Origin of the sequence: uncultured Rhodococcus sp. (genome assembly GCF_963525155.1) — a bacterium.
Lineage (GTDB): Bacteria > Actinomycetota > Actinomycetes > Mycobacteriales > Mycobacteriaceae > Rhodococcus_F > Rhodococcus_F qingshengii.
This window is the reverse complement of record NZ_CAURKP010000058.1, coordinates 1-14118: the sequence shown is the minus strand read 5'-3', so window position 1 is coordinate 14118 and position 14118 is coordinate 1. Positions and strand designations below refer to the sequence as shown.

Annotated in this window: 12 protein-coding genes; 8 read left to right on the top strand and 4 right to left on the bottom strand. The window is 59.3% G+C overall.

The window, feature by feature from the left end:
- Positions 1 to 30 precede the first annotated feature (30 nt).
- From RWT78_RS14080 to RWT78_RS14070, 3 genes are all read left to right on the top strand, one after another.
- Entirely contained in the window at positions 31 to 153 is a 123-nt protein-coding gene (locus RWT78_RS14080) for a hypothetical protein (protein ID WP_003943707.1), read from the top strand.
- 222 nt (positions 154 to 375) lie between these two features.
- Complete coding sequence (locus RWT78_RS14075) at positions 376 to 639, top strand: GlsB/YeaQ/YmgE family stress response membrane protein (RefSeq protein WP_003943661.1); 264 nt, start codon at positions 376 to 378, stop codon at positions 637 to 639.
- A 90-nt stretch (positions 640 to 729) separates the two neighbouring features.
- A complete protein-coding gene (locus tag RWT78_RS14070) occupies positions 730 to 927 on the top strand; it encodes a CsbD family protein (protein ID WP_007726588.1) in 198 nt (65 codons plus the stop codon).
- A 33-nt stretch (positions 928 to 960) separates the two neighbouring features.
- On the opposite strand, the gene RWT78_RS14065 is transcribed toward RWT78_RS14070, so the two are convergent.
- On the bottom strand, positions 961 to 1683 hold the full coding sequence (locus RWT78_RS14065) for a hypothetical protein (RefSeq protein WP_003943634.1): 723 nt from the start codon (positions 1681 to 1683) through the stop codon (positions 961 to 963).
- Between the two features lie 306 nt (positions 1684 to 1989).
- Between RWT78_RS14065 and RWT78_RS14060 the strand changes: the two genes are divergently transcribed.
- The 4 genes from RWT78_RS14060 (at position 1990) to RWT78_RS14045 (ending at position 8372) form a co-directional block, all read left to right on the top strand.
- Complete coding sequence (locus tag RWT78_RS14060) at positions 1990 to 3951, top strand: hypothetical protein (protein ID WP_314676301.1); 1962 nt, start codon at positions 1990 to 1992, stop codon at positions 3949 to 3951.
- Positions 3948 to 5681 (top strand): ABC transporter, encoded by a 1734-nt coding sequence (locus tag RWT78_RS14055; protein ID WP_314676300.1) that lies wholly within the window; start codon positions 3948 to 3950, stop codon positions 5679 to 5681. Before RWT78_RS14060 ends, RWT78_RS14055 begins: the two co-directional genes overlap by 4 nt.
- 46 nt (positions 5682 to 5727) lie before the next feature.
- The gene (locus RWT78_RS14050; RefSeq protein ID WP_209907879.1) at positions 5728 to 6876 is read left to right on the top strand and encodes a cellulase family glycosylhydrolase; all 1149 of its coding nucleotides are present in this window, start codon (positions 5728 to 5730) and stop codon (positions 6874 to 6876) included.
- 572 nt (positions 6877 to 7448) lie between these two features.
- Positions 7449 to 8372 carry a UTP--glucose-1-phosphate uridylyltransferase gene (locus RWT78_RS14045; protein WP_058038947.1) on the top strand — a complete coding sequence of 308 codons (924 nt, stop codon included), beginning with the start codon at positions 7449 to 7451 and terminating at the stop codon, positions 8370 to 8372.
- Between the two features lie 99 nt (positions 8373 to 8471).
- Here the strand turns inward: RWT78_RS14045 and RWT78_RS14040 are convergent, their stop codons facing one another.
- Positions 8472 to 8795, bottom strand: coding sequence for a helix-turn-helix transcriptional regulator (locus RWT78_RS14040; protein ID WP_223304618.1), 324 nt, complete (start codon positions 8793 to 8795; stop codon positions 8472 to 8474).
- 348 nt (positions 8796 to 9143) lie between these two features.
- Between RWT78_RS14040 and RWT78_RS14035 the strand changes: the two genes are divergently transcribed.
- Positions 9144 to 10319, top strand: a complete 1176-nt coding sequence (locus RWT78_RS14035) for an O-antigen ligase (RefSeq protein ID WP_156423195.1) — start codon at positions 9144 to 9146, stop codon at positions 10317 to 10319.
- 2 nt (positions 10320 to 10321) lie between these two features.
- Here the strand turns inward: RWT78_RS14035 and RWT78_RS14030 are convergent, their stop codons facing one another.
- On the bottom strand, positions 10322 to 11773 hold the full coding sequence (locus RWT78_RS14030) for a glycosyltransferase (RefSeq protein ID WP_314676292.1): 1452 nt from the start codon (positions 11771 to 11773) through the stop codon (positions 10322 to 10324).
- Positions 11767 to 13233, bottom strand: a complete 1467-nt coding sequence (locus RWT78_RS14025) for a hypothetical protein (protein ID WP_223304619.1) — start codon at positions 13231 to 13233, stop codon at positions 11767 to 11769. The genes RWT78_RS14030 and RWT78_RS14025 overlap by 7 nt, the downstream gene beginning before the upstream one ends.
- Positions 13234 to 14118 lie beyond the last annotated feature (885 nt).

Sequence of the window (14118 nt, the reverse complement as noted above, 5' to 3'; positions counted from 1 at the left end):
TTGGTAGACCTCCCGATCGTGCACAGAGTCATGGATGTTGCTGTGGCACTGTGCGTCACGGTGCTCCTGGCGACCGTGACCTCGATGGCGATCGCGATCGTCGTGACGCTGATCATGTGTGCGTCGGTGAGTGTCGTTTCTCGTATGTGGTGAATCGCCAGTCATTTTGGTTCTGTCGTGAACACCTGATAGAAAGGTAAGCAGACAATGTGGCTGCTACTGAGTGCACGATCCCCCGCGTCGTGCGGTGGAGAGTCCGGTTGTGTGCAAACACTACCCGCGATCACGGTCTAGTTGCGCGGGCCGATCGCTCGGAACTCTCCCTTCGCCGGCAGTCTCTCATTGCGCCGCCCCTCTTTACTCTAAGGAGTTCAAATGCTTCCTCTCGGTATCATCGCCTGGATCATCATCGGTGGACTGGCGGGTTGGATCGGCAGTAAGATCATGAAAACCGATGCGCAGCAGGGGATCTTCCTCAACATCGTTGTCGGTGTCATCGGCGGTCTGATCGGTGGTTTCCTGCTTCGAGTCTTCGGCGTCGATGTCGAGGGCGCGGGCTGGATCTTCAGCTTCCTCACTTGCCTCCTCGGCGCTGTCATCTTGCTGTTCCTGGTCAAGGCAGTCACCGGAAAACGCTGACACGCATTTGTCCACGCAGTTCGAGTTCGACTGAATCCACGACCGAATTCCACGGCCGAACGCACGACCGAATCCAAGAAGGAGAAATACATGTCTGACTTCATCGACAAGGCAAAGCACCGCGCTGAGGATCTCATCGGCGAGGCGAAGGAAAAGTTCGGAAACGCCACGGGCAACGATGATCTGGCTGCCGAGGGTGTTGCCGATCAGGGCGAGGCGAAGGTCAAGAAGGCCGGAGACACTGTCAGTGACAAGGTCTCGGATATCAAGGACAAGTTCACAAGCTGAGTGAGCTTCAGCGCGGTTGATCGGCATGTCCGGTCAACCGCGCTTTTGTGTGCCTCCCCGGCCGTTGCGGCTACCGCGATACGCGAACTTGCGCGTTTCTGCGAGCCACTCCGGAAGCATGCGCATGTGGGCCGGTGTGTTCAGAATCGGATCGAAGGACGGCTGGAGGCAATCCGGGTGGTCCTCGACTTCGTCGAGGCAGAGATGTCCGATCGGTATCAACTGAAGTTGAATCCTCGCGAGGTACACGGAGAAGTGCAGCGGGGAATGATCGACCGCAGCTTTCAATGCAGACAAAGAAGTGCCGGCCGGATGGACGCCGCGCGGTGTCACGATCAGCCACGCCGCGGCACCGCCCGCGCGTGAGTAAGGAACCAGTGTGCTGTATCTCGCGCCGTTCCACGAGAAAGCCGGAGCTGGAAACATTTTCGAGAAGGTAGAAAGTCCTGATGTTGCGAGAAGAATGTCCCACGGGTTTTCATCTGCGCCGACATCGTGCAACCGAAGCGCCAGGCCGAGTACGTCGGGTAGGTCTCCGGGTGTTCCGAGGGCTTTCGACATTCGAGCGGTGACGGTAATCGTCGACGACTCCGATACCGGCCACCATGGGGTGGCCGGCTTCAATGTTCCCTTCAGTTCGATCCCGTGAGGGTGAAAAACCCTGGCCATGCGCAGCGATGATGCGAAGTGGAACGGCGCACCGACCAGCTTTCCGATCGCGCTCTTGCCGGCGGGGATGATCGAATTGATCGTCACAGCTTCCTTTATCTGAGAATTCTCCGCCCGTGAAGCGCCCGGACTGGACGGACGTTCAGGCGTATTGACGGGCTTTACAGTGGCGTCTTTCGGCTTCCCAGTGGTGGTGATTGCTAATCATGTGACCTGCCGTAACAAAAGTCTCGCCCGGCGGGATAATTAGCCAAACGCATAAATTGGTCGTTATGGTTTGTTTGTCCGTAACGGTGCGATCGGACCTGCGACCGTCGCGAACTGGCGAGATTGCTACTCGTGATTTGTGTTTGGTGATTGCGCGGAAACAAGAAATGTCGAGGAGACACGCTGATGGGCCACTCTCGAACCTGGCTGACGCGCGCGCTGGCAATGCCGGTGGCTGTCGCGGTCACTTTGTTGCTTCCGCTCGGCAGCGTCGCCTCCGCCCAGGATTTCGAGGACGACGCAGATACTTCGGTGGCCGCCTCAGCCACAACTCCGATCTCCTTCACCGAACTCGGACGAGGAACAGACATCGTGTTCTCCTCCGATGACGCACCCGTCTTGGTGACCGTGCCGGTGCCGGACGGACTCACCGCAACAGCCGTGACCGGAATCCTGACCGCCCCGACCGACTTCAGTAGGGGTTGGCTCGAGGTGACTGCCGACGGCAGATTGGTGAGCCGCGTCGACTTCGACGCCGGGCAGGCCGGAACCGGTCTACCGATTTCGGTTCCGTTGCAAGGTCTCGAAGTGGTCGACCGGAGCGTGACCGTGTCGATGATCGCTCACCTCGTTCCCGTCGACGACCGCTGCTACGACCGAACGAGATACCAGCCCCTTGCGCTCCGGGATGCCTTTGTCACCTACGACGGTGCCGAGCAGCAGCCCACGACTGTTGCAACCTTCTTTCCGCCGATTTTGAGGAAGGCAACCATCTACGTCACGGATGGTTCGTCACGGTCACAGCAGAGTGCGGCTCTGCAGCTGAGTGCAGCGATTGTCAACAAGTACGGAAGTCAGCCTGACGCCGTGGTGGTGGAACAACTGCCGAACGGCCAGAGTCTGCCGTCCGCTGAGCCGGGACTGTTCGAGAGAGCTGTAGTACTCGGCAACAGTGGGGACGCCGGCATCGATCTCGCGGCTGCTCCGAATGGTGCACCAGTGCTGCGAATTTCAGGGGACGACAAGACCCTCGTTCCTCAGGTCAGTCTGTTGGCGGCGAACTTCGACGGCTACTGGGCGGCGAGCAGGGCGCTCGCGTCACCGGACAACACAGTTGCCCAGATTTCCCAGGACGCCATCACCGTCGGTGAGCTGAAGCTCGGAACGCTGACGGCTTCCGGTCTCAATCACATCGAGGTCGACGTCCCGTTCAGCCAGTCGCAACTGGGGCGTCCGATGAAGGACGTGTCGATCCGAATGATCGGTTCCTATGTACCGCTGCCGAATTCACGCAACGGAGAACTGTCGATTTCGCTGGGGGACTCACGGCTTGCTTCGCAGACGGTGAACGAGACAGGGCGCTTCGACATCGGCGTCGATGTTCCGAACGAACTCCTGCGTCGCGACCTGACCTTCGAAGTCTCGATGGATGTGACCGGCGACTTCCAATGCGGCACCAGTAGCCCGTCTTCGCTCACTGTCGATCCGGCAAGCACCATCACGTCCACTACCGGATTCCCGCCGACGCCTGGAGGATTCCAGGCATTACCGCAGTCGATGCTGCCCACACTCGATGTTGGTTTGAGTCACGGTGATTTCGCAGATCTCGTTCGCGCGCAGCGCCTCGTTGTCGCGATGCAGCGGTTGAGCTATCTGCCGCTGCAACCGCGTGTGCTCCCGTTCGGCGACGCGGCGACCAGTTCGCTGCCGGCGTTGTTGATCGCGGCGGACGGGAAGCTTCCCACTCCGGTGGCTCTACCCATGGACACAGCAGATCAAGGGCTCCTGCGCTTGCAGGGTCTGGAATTCGGTGGACAATACGGTGCCTTGCAGGTGGTTTCGGGTTCGCACAACGAAGTGGTGGCGCTGACCTCTGAGGGTGATGCGGCCGATGCCGACGGTCTGCTCAACTGGTTGGAAAGTGGGAAGGACCGGTTCGCAGAACTGACCGGCGATCTCCTGGTCGCGCCTCGGGGAGGTGAGCCCTTCGATGTCGGAGTCAACGTCGCCCCGTTGGGCACCGCGACCTCGGCCGAAGAGGAGACCGGACTGAGCGCGGTCACGATCGGCTGGATCGGATTCGGGACCGTGGTTCTGATCGCTGTTGCCGTCGGTGGTGTGCTCGTGGCTCGGCGTCGCGGACAGTGACCGTCACCGATCACCCGGCCCTGTCCGTCGCGGTCCACGATCTACCGGGCCGCAAGCCATGGCGGATGTTCGTCGCGCTCTTCGCGGTCTACACCGCGTTGGGCGTGTGGATGAACGCGGGTATCGGGTTCATCTTCACCGATTCGCTCAGCCGCGTCGCCGCGGTGTCGGCGATGCTGCTCAGCCGTGATCCGCACTTCGCGGCGATCGGGTTCGTGTTCACCCCGTTGACGGCGGCAGTCCAGATTCCGATGGGCCTGATGGGTCATTGGTGGCCGGATCTGCTGCGGTGGAACATCACTGCGGTCGTGATGTCCGCGGCCTTCATGGCTGGTGCTGTGATTCAGGTACGTGGGATCAGCCGCGACCGTGGGTGTGCGCGATGGGTCACCGTCGTCCTGACCGTGCTGTTCGCTGTCAACCCGATGATCGTCATGTACGCGGCGAGCGGAATGAGCGAAGCTCCGTTCCTCCTCTTCGTTCTGTGGGCGACACGTCGATTGATTCGGTGGATGCGAAGCGACGACGTACACGACCTCATCGGTGCCGGCCTCGCTTTCGCTCTGGCGTACCTCACCAGATACGACGCATTGGCCCCGCTGTTCGTCGCGGTGGTGCTGGTGACCGTGGTGAGTTGGCTTCGTTTCCGCCCGACTGCGGAGGAGCGCGGCGAGGGCGCGGGGCCTGGCTTGCGGCTCTGGGCAGCAGCCCTCGACGGTGCCGTAGTGCTGATGCCGGGATTCCTTGCCTTCGCCTTGTGGTCGTTTGCCAGTTGGCTCATCACAGGTCAAGCGTTCCAACAGTTCTCGTCGGTCTACGGGAACAGTTCCATCCTGGAGCAGGCTGGTGCCGGAACCGACTCACCGATCGCCCGTCTTGCGTTCTCGATTACCGAAATGGCCGTACTCGGCCCGGCGCTCCCGGTGCTCGCGGTCCTTGCAATCATCTACGCACTTCGGCGGCGCGACACCGAAGTGGTCGTGCCTCTTGTGTTGTTCGGCGCCATCCTCGGTGCCCAAACCTTGCTCTACGTGATGGGATCGACGTTTCCCCTTCTGCGCTTCTACATTTCGATCATTCCGCTGTGTTTCGTGTTGGTCGTCCTGATCGCACCTCGCGGTGCGCCGGTCGTCACGCGTCGACCGGGGGCTGCTGCGTCACGCTCGGTATCGACGTACCCCGAGCAGTCGGGGCCCTCTCTGCCCCTTGTGATCTCTCTGTGCTTGCTGGTCGGGTCGACGCTGGTCACGTTTGTCGCGATGGGTAATGCGCGGATCGCAGTGCTCGAGCATTCCATTGCCAGTGCGATCATTCCGGGCCGGCAGAACCTGGAGGAGCAGACGAATCTGCGCACGTTTGCGGCCGAGCGTCGCATCGCCAGATACCTGGACGACTTGGCTCTGCCGGAGGGGTCGGTTCTGCTCGACACCGTGCAGAGCTATGCCGTCGTGGCGTCGTCGAACAACCCTCGGCAATTCGTCGTGCCTTCCGATGCGGACTTCGTGCGCGTACTGAACAACCCCGCCGAACATCACGTCGAATACATCCTGTCGGTGCCGAACACCGGTCGCGGTGTGTCGGACGCGGTCAATCGGCGCTATCCGACGATGTACGACACCGGGGCCGGCGGTGTGGGAGCGCTGGTACTCGAGGTTCCCAACGACGGCGGCATGGACCCTTCGGCCTGGCGTTTGTATCGCGTCACCGGTGAACGGCAAACGGGTCGATGAGGCAATTCGTGTGGGAGGATTGTCCGTATGACGTGGATGGTTGTAGATGTCTTCTGAAGAAGTGCGTCCGCGTGTGCGTGGCACAGTGCGTCGCCGCATCGCTGCCGCTGTAGTCAGCTTTGCAACCGTCGCGGTGGTGACAGGAATGTTCACGACGCCGGTGGTTGCCGATTCGCCCAAGACGGTTCGGGTGGGAGCGTCGTCGAGCGGACTGACGCTCGACGGACAGCCATGGTGGCCTACCGGGCTGAATGCTTATCAACTGGCCACTGATTGGTCGGTGAACTTCGGCTGTGGCGCCATGGTCGATCTCGATGCCTACTTCGGTTCTCTGCCACCGAACTCCGTCACGCGTTTCAACGCGTTCCAGGCGCTCGCGGTGAACAAGGTGTCCGGGGAGATGGATTTCGGCCCGATGGACGCGGTGTTCGACGCTGCGGCGCGACACAATCAGTTCACGATTCCGGTGCTCTCACCCCAGGACAGCGGGTGTGATGACGGGCTGTTCAAATCCAGGGACTGGTACACCGACGAGTGGAAGGTCGCGAACCTGATCCCAGGTCGAGCCACCATGAGCTTCCAGGACTGGATGCACACCGCCGTCGACCGTTGGAAGAACGAGCCTTCCGTCGCGGCGTGGGAATTGGTGGGGGAGCCGGAACCGAGCCTGTGTACCGATGCCGCCTGCAATTGGTGGACAAGAACGTGCCCGTCTGATTCCGCGCAGGTGTTGCGGGAGTTCTTCGACACGGCAGGCGCCGAACTTCGGGCGATCGATCCGAACACCCTGATCACGGCCGGATACGTCGGGGGCGGTCAGTGCGGCACTGCGGGTGACGACTACCAGTACGTGAGCGAGTCCGACTTCGTCGACGTTCTGCAGTATCACGACTACGGAGCAGACGGGGTTCCGCTTCCGGGCGACCAGTGGAACGGACTGGCGCGTCGCATCGAACAGGCCGCGAACGTCGGGAAGCCGTTGTTGGTCGCCGAGACAGGCGAATTGGCAGGCAGTTGTGAATCACTGGCGACCAGAGCCACGAATATCGAGACGAAGCTGACGGGGCAGAAGGTGGCCGGTACGGCTGGAGCTCTCCTGTGGGCATTCGTGCCGGATCCACGGCCGAACGAATGCACAATGGATATCGGGCCTGACGATCCACTCTTCGACGTGATTGCTTCACTGGCAAGTTAGGACACTGCTAGTAGTCCACTGGGAGTTCCATCCAGTGGGAGTATGGTCACGATTTGATAACAACCTGAATCTGGTGTTGTGGCGTGATGACCGTATTTCGTTCGTATTCAATGGTATTCAGTGGCATTCACCTGTGGATAACCGAACTTGAAGGCGGGTGAAGTCGCACGGGACCATCGATGCGACGCTTCCAGGACCTTCGTCCGGGTCGGCTGGGGACGGTCCGGTTGAGGTGCTGAGTTCGGAAGTTGTGTCGTACCTGTCTCTTTGGCCAGTTGCTACGTCCCGCCGTGGTCAACGTCGAAATACGATCACAACCGTTCGCCGCGGTAACGGGTAGTGCGCGGAGTGCGGCGTGCCCCTCGTGGAAGTGACATCGAGGGGTGGTGTGTAGCTCTCGCGCGCAACGAATTCCGAGTTCGAGTCAACTTGCGGCGGCATCGGCCGCCCGGTAGACCTTGTGCGCAGGCTGTACATGCGATGTGAGCTTTCGGTCGTCGAAATGAGGGGACGACCGCTGCATGCGCGTAACGGTAAGTGTGTGGAGCATCGTGTGAGCGGAGAGGTGAACGATGACTGGGTGCGCTGAACGGCCTTTCAAGACTGCTGTGGTGCCGGCTGCCGGGATGGGGACTCGTTTCCTCCCGGCCACCAAGACGGTTCCGAAAGAGTTGCTCCCCGTGGTCGATACACCCGGGATCGAGCTGGTCGCAAGCGAAGCGGCGCAAGCAGGCGCGGAACGTCTGGTAATTGTCACTGCGCCGGGCAAGGCATCGGTCGTCGGGCATTTCGTCGAGGACCTGGTGCTCGAGGGCAAGCTCGCCGCCAGCGGGAAGCACCATCTACTCGAGCGTGTGCGTCGGGCCCCGGGCCTGATCTCGGTGGAGCCGGTTGTGCAAGAGTCTCCGCTGGGATTGGGACACGCTGTCGGTCTGGTCGAATCGGTGCTGGATGCGGACGAGGACTCGTTCGCGGTGCTGCTTCCCGACGATCTGGTCCACCCCTGCGGCATTCTCGACGCGATGGCGAAGGTACGTGTCGAGCGTGGTGGTTCTGTGCTGTGCGCGTTCGACGTCGCGCCCGATCGTGTTGGGGCCTACGGAGTATTCGACGTCCAAACACCTGTGGAGGGCAGCGATCCCGATGTACTTGCCGTCGTCGGCATGGTCGAGAAGCCGGCTCCTGAGGATGCTCCGTCCACGCTCGCCGCGGCCGGACGATACCTTCTCGATCGCGCCGTGTTCGACGCGCTCAGACGAATCTCACCCGGGCAGGGTGGCGAACTACAACTGACGGATGCGATAGCGCTGTTGATCGCGGAGGGGCATCCGGTTCACGTCGTCGTCCATCACGGAACCCGCCACGATCTTGGTAACCCGGGAGGCTTTCTGCGAGCATCTCTCGACCATGCGCTCAGTCGCACCGAGTACGGACCGGAGTTGCGAGTCTGGCTCAAGGAACGATTGGATCAGCCGGATCCGCAGTTGACGTACTGAATAATGCCGTCCATGACAGCTGAGGTCGAAATATGTTTTGGTGCACGAGAATCTGCACCATGTTCGGCTAGCGCGTATGTGAATGTCGGTAGCCCGGATTCATTCACTTTGTCGGTCGATACCGCGTCGGGTGAGTTCGTCCACCAGGGACTGTGTCGAAATCGTCGCGACGATCGACGGTGGAGTCATCCCCGGCTCCGCTTCCTCAGAGGTCAGATAACCGGCGGCTACGAGGACCTCCATGATCGGAGCGTCGAAGACCTGACATGCCGTCCGCATCGTGTCCTGCGTGGGAGGGCGTTTAGCCGACAGCCATCGACTCAGCTCGGAAGGTCGAATCTTCAGCGCACGCGCAGCTTCCTGGATGTCGCCGAACGAGCGAAGTTCCAGTTGATTCTCGACCCATGCGGAGAAACCACTCATAGCGGTCATATTGCCTGAGCCGAGACGTATATGCCACTTCCTTTCGGCCACGAGTCGAGGACAATTGGATATCTGCCATGTCGTGGCAAAGTTTTGCGTCGACGATTCGCTTATTTGCAGTTACGCGACGTTGCCGACAGAGGATGACTTCTGCGCTGAGCGGGGATTATTCAGCCCGGCGTCGGCGAAGGGTGAAATCGAGGGTGAAATGCAAAAAATTCGATTGTCGGAAGCAGGAACTCAATGACAACGCCGAGTCAAGTCAGACCTCAAGGTCTTCGGAATGATGCCGCTTCGACGGCAGGGCGAACGGGCAGAATTCCTTTGTCGCCGACTACCGCCGTGTGGATGGCGATCGCGATCGCAGTTCCGATATACCGCTCGTTGCCCGGCGCCGTCACGCAGTTGTGGGCGATGGCAGTGCTTGCGGTCATCGTGGCGTCAGTAGCGCTGGGACGAGTTGCTCGGCCGCAGTTTGTCGGCGTCTGGTTGACCGCCGGCTACGCCGCTCTCGTCGCCACGGTAACAGCGACGCGTGGCAATGATATCGGCGGAAATCTTTATGTTGGAATCCAACTTTTCATAGTTCTCGGGCTCGGAATATTTGTGATGGTCGCCAATGTCCGGCGTGATCCGGGTTTTGTCAGGCGTGTATGCATTGCGTTCATAGCAAGCCAATCGGTTTCTGCTCTGGCCGCCGCTATCCAATTGGCCGGTTCATCCGTCTTCGGTTTCGGTGTTGTGAACGGTCGTGCTCCAGGTCTGGCAGGTCACCCGAACGTTCTGGGCATCATGTCCTCACTTGCGCTGATTCTGTGCCTGGGGGCTGCAGTGCGAAAGGTAGGAAATCGGGTCGTTCTGGTGCTGATCTCGATTGTGAACGCGGTGGGACTGCTGGCAACCGGTAGTTTGAGTTCGTTGTCGGCATGCGCGATCGGATTGATCGTCGTGGCGATTTCTTCGCGAGTGAAGATCACCACCATCGTCAAGAGTTTTGTCGGCGCCTCTGTTCTCTTCTGGGTCGCAATCACCTACACCGAGTTCGGAAAGCACCTGGAGACGCCGGCCGATCGATACCTTCAGGTCACAGGGCAGACCAAAGCCGTCAGCACACTCGAGATCCGTAACGACACTTACGGATTCGCTTGGGATGCTATTCGCGCGCATCCGCTGTCCGGGGTGGGTCTGAACGCTGCCAATGCGGCCTCGTTCGACAACGTCACAGTCGTCCACAATGTGTTTCTACGGTCTTGGTACCAAGGCGGGGTGGTGCTTGCCCTGGCTGTGGGACTCATCATCTGCGCGACGGCATTGGTTGCGTTCAGATCGATGAAGTCCGGCAAGAACGCCGCCGCGGCCGGCGTGCTGGTCGCGATGATGACATTCGCACTGACCTCGGCATTTTTCGAGCAGGCGTACTACTGGCTACCGGTCGTACTCGCGTTTGCATGTCTTTCGGCCGGCAGTGATCGGACCGCAAGCTTCAAAGCTCAACCCGCGCAACAAGCGTTGATCGGGAATTGAGCTTACGTGTTCAAGCCATGGAAGGTCTTCTCCCAGTAAGACGGGTTGCGTATCAACTGATATGTGCCTTTGATGGCTGCGATGCTCATCAAGACCCAGTAAAGCGGAGCGGTCAGGCAAGCTATCAGCAGCATAGGATTTCGCGTCTCTCGGCATGCCACCAGGTTCATGTAAAGGACTGCGGCGTTACCGAATACGAGTGACACGAGGGCGGGAAAATAGACGTAGTTGGGAAACACGTCGTGGATGACCTCGGGCTGGCCGAGAATCCAACCCAGACTGATCAGCCAGAACGCCATGTTCAGTGTCGCCACAATGGGTGTCCCCGCCATCAAGATGGTGAAGCGTAGAAATCCGACCGTACCGAGTCCGCGCCACAGTTTCACAGGTTGACGCATGTGAACCAACCAAGTCTGCAGGTAACCCTTGTACCAGCGTGAGCGTTGTCGGATCCAGTTGATCGTGTCGCTGTTGGCCTCCTCCAGCGTCGTCGAGTTCAGAACAGCGGTCCGGTAGCCGCTCTCCGCGATGCGAACTCCGAGATCTGCGTCCTCCGTGACGTTGAAGGGGTCCCAGGCGCCGATCTCGTCGAGCACACTTCGTCGAAGGTGATTGGACGTGCCTCCCAAAGGAATCGGTGACTGACTGCGCATCAGTCCTGGGAGGATGAAATTGAACCAGAGGGCGTAGTCGGCCGTGAACCACGCGGTCAACAAATTCTGAGTCCCGTTGTGAAATGCGAGTTTCGCCTGAACGCACGCGGTATTCGATGGAAGCTTCGCGAAGGTTGCCACCACACGGCGTAACTGGAGCGGATCCGGTGAGTCCTCGGCGTCGTAGATGGTGATTATCTCGCCCGTAGAGAAGTGCAATCCGTAGTTGCAGGCTTTGGGTTTGGTGCGCGGATCTGCAGCAGGGACCTTCAAGATACTCACCACGGCATCGACTCCGGCGGCAGTCGCCGCGTCGATGGTGACGGTGTCATCCTCTTCGAGGAGCAACAGCACCTGCAATTTGTTCGAGGGGTAGTCGATCGCACGCATAGCGGAAATCAGGTCTCCGACTACTTCCGGCTCGTTGTACGCCGGCACAAGGATTGTGTAGTGCGGTAGTTCTTCATCGGAAAGCGAGCTTGCCTCCTGATCGCTGATCGTCACGATCGAGGAGGCATCCAGACCTCGTGTGAACAGCACTAGGCGATCCACCATCGCCCATACGTACCCGAGCGTGCATGCCAATGTGAGAACGATGAGCGTGGGAGTAAGGAAGAAGACCAGACACACAACGGTGATCACGAGAATCAGGAACAGGATGTTGCGCTGCCACGGATAGAACGCAACTGATGCCGACGAAATCGGTTTACGTTCACGCAGTCCGTTCACAGCATCGTGAAGTGCAACTCGTTTGAATTCTTCCGAGCTTTCGTCCTCAACCGAGAGATAGGGATCTACCACTTCTGTGCCTCCACGACAAGCCTTCCGAGGGACTGGAGCATACCTAGATCCTTGTACTGAGATTCGCTGTCGACAGTAGATATCCTGCCTCTGAGCAAAACTGCCAAGGTGTTGCTTCCATTCGAAGCCATCGATGGTTTCGGTTCGGGGAACAAGGCATTCGGTTCATGATTGTCCACTGTCAAGAGTGTGACGCGTTGTGCGGCACCGTCGCCGCGTGTCCACACGAAATTGAGGTTGCTCCAGGTGAGTAGGAGGGAGTCGTCGACAACTGTGTACATTTCCGCCACAACTCCACGAGTCAACTCAACTCGTACGGTGGGGCTGACACGTGCGTTCTGGAGATCATAGGTTGTATTGCTCGGATAGACAGACAGAGTAGACGGGCGACGCACTTGAACAACGTCCATTTGGACGGTGCGTGGTCGCATCTGGGTGTCCCAGGCAGGGTTGGGTGTGTCAGCACGAATTGTCTGGCGAGTGAGTGCCGAGGTGGAACCGAAGTATTTTCTCGGCCAATCGTATTCGTCGGTTGAGATCTCACGCCAACCGGCGGGGACGATGAGGCGTGGATCAGCAGTCGCCGGCGGACCTACTGAGACCGGAACGCTCTGAGTGGTGGGCACTGGCGTAAAAAACATCACGATTGCCGCGGCGAACACCACCAGGATCGTCCAGTTGCTGGTTGACGTCGAGGGATTCCGGAGCGGACGCTCGAACGGCTTCCATGACCTTCCACGTCGCTCGTACAGGTAGAAGAACCCGCCTACCAGTAACGCACTACCTATTGCTGGTAGCAGCTGGACGCTGAACAAGGGTGCAGTCGGGTACTGCCGCGAGAGGTAGTAGACCAAGGCAGCACCCAGGACGGACGAAGCGACGAACCCGGCGAATCCCCGTCTCCAGGTCCTACTGACGGCGATCGTCGTTGCGGCCGAGGCGACCAGCACCATGATGATGCTGTAGTCGAATCGTGTGCCGCCGAGTTCGGTCGCCAGCGTGCGGTAGATGAGCGGCGCCAGGACGATCGGAACAACCCAGATTGCCCAGTAGCGGTTCACCGGACGCAGCCCGAACATGAGAACCGCTGCGCTCCAGACAAATACCCATGCCGCGATTACATCGATATGCATCAATTCATAGTTCTCGGCAAAACGTGGCATGAGGAGTGCCTGTAAACCCAGAGAAACAAGTAAGCCGATACCACCGACAATCTTGTCCGTCTCACGGTCGTGGATCGGAAGGTCCGGGCCGCGTCGCAAATCTGTTCCGACGGCGGCTATCAGGCAGAGCAAAGGGAGGACAAAAACGTATCCGATGGCGGTACCGCTCGCGGTGCTCCTCCACAAATTGGTCCAGGTGGGCCAGAAAGCAAAGATTGTCGCGGCTGCAATCATCAGCCAACGTACTGTGAGGCGGGGGATAATTCCCGACTGCGTGCGTAGGTCGCGAATCTTCAAGATATGTAGTCCTATTCGAACTGGTCGTCCACTCCGGCTGTGTCGGCTGCAGCGAGGTTGTGTCAGCGAACCCGACTTTGGTCGACCTTACGTGATCGATCACAAGGTGCGAATCCGAGCACCGGCCGCTGCGGAACGGCCGAAGCCGGGCAGAAATCCCACATATTGAGACGAAGGAAAATTTTCTTTTCGGAGCTTGCTTGTTGCGAACTGGACGAGTGACCTGATCTTGTTTCGATGTTGAAGCCTGTATCAGCAAGGGCTGTAGGGCTATTCGCCTTCGAATTGCACATCGAATCGGCAATAGGGACCAAGATCCCTGCCGGGGACGTAGGTCCCCAACGGCGCAGGCACCTTATGTCGGCGAAAGTCATTGCGTTGGTTACCAATGGAAATGATCCTCTATTCAGGCCGTATCGGTAATGCGTTGCCCTGTGGCAACCGCCTACTGACGAGTAAGGTCCTTCGCTTTGCCGCACTTTCGTCGAAGTAACGCGATAGTTGCCTCTGAATCGATCTTTCGTTCTGTTGTTCCAGGCGCTCCGCCTCCGAACGGTGAGAGGCAAAGCGCTTGCGTTGCGGCCACATTGGAATAGGTAGGGGTGCGGGCGACTACAGGCCTGAACTGGGGCGACTTTGCGTTTGATCCTGCGCGCGGACAGTGCTGAAATGTAATCCACTCGGAGCGTGAGAGCGTTCCGATTCTCGAACAATTGCACTCTTCGGATCGAAGCGAGCAATTTGCTGTTCCAGTGGATTGCTCAAATCTGGTGAATCACGCTCAACACCTGTCAACGACACACGGATTCAACGACACACGGATTCCACGAATGAGGAAGGGACTGATCACGTGACGGCGCTCGACGTGTCCACACTGGGCAAGAC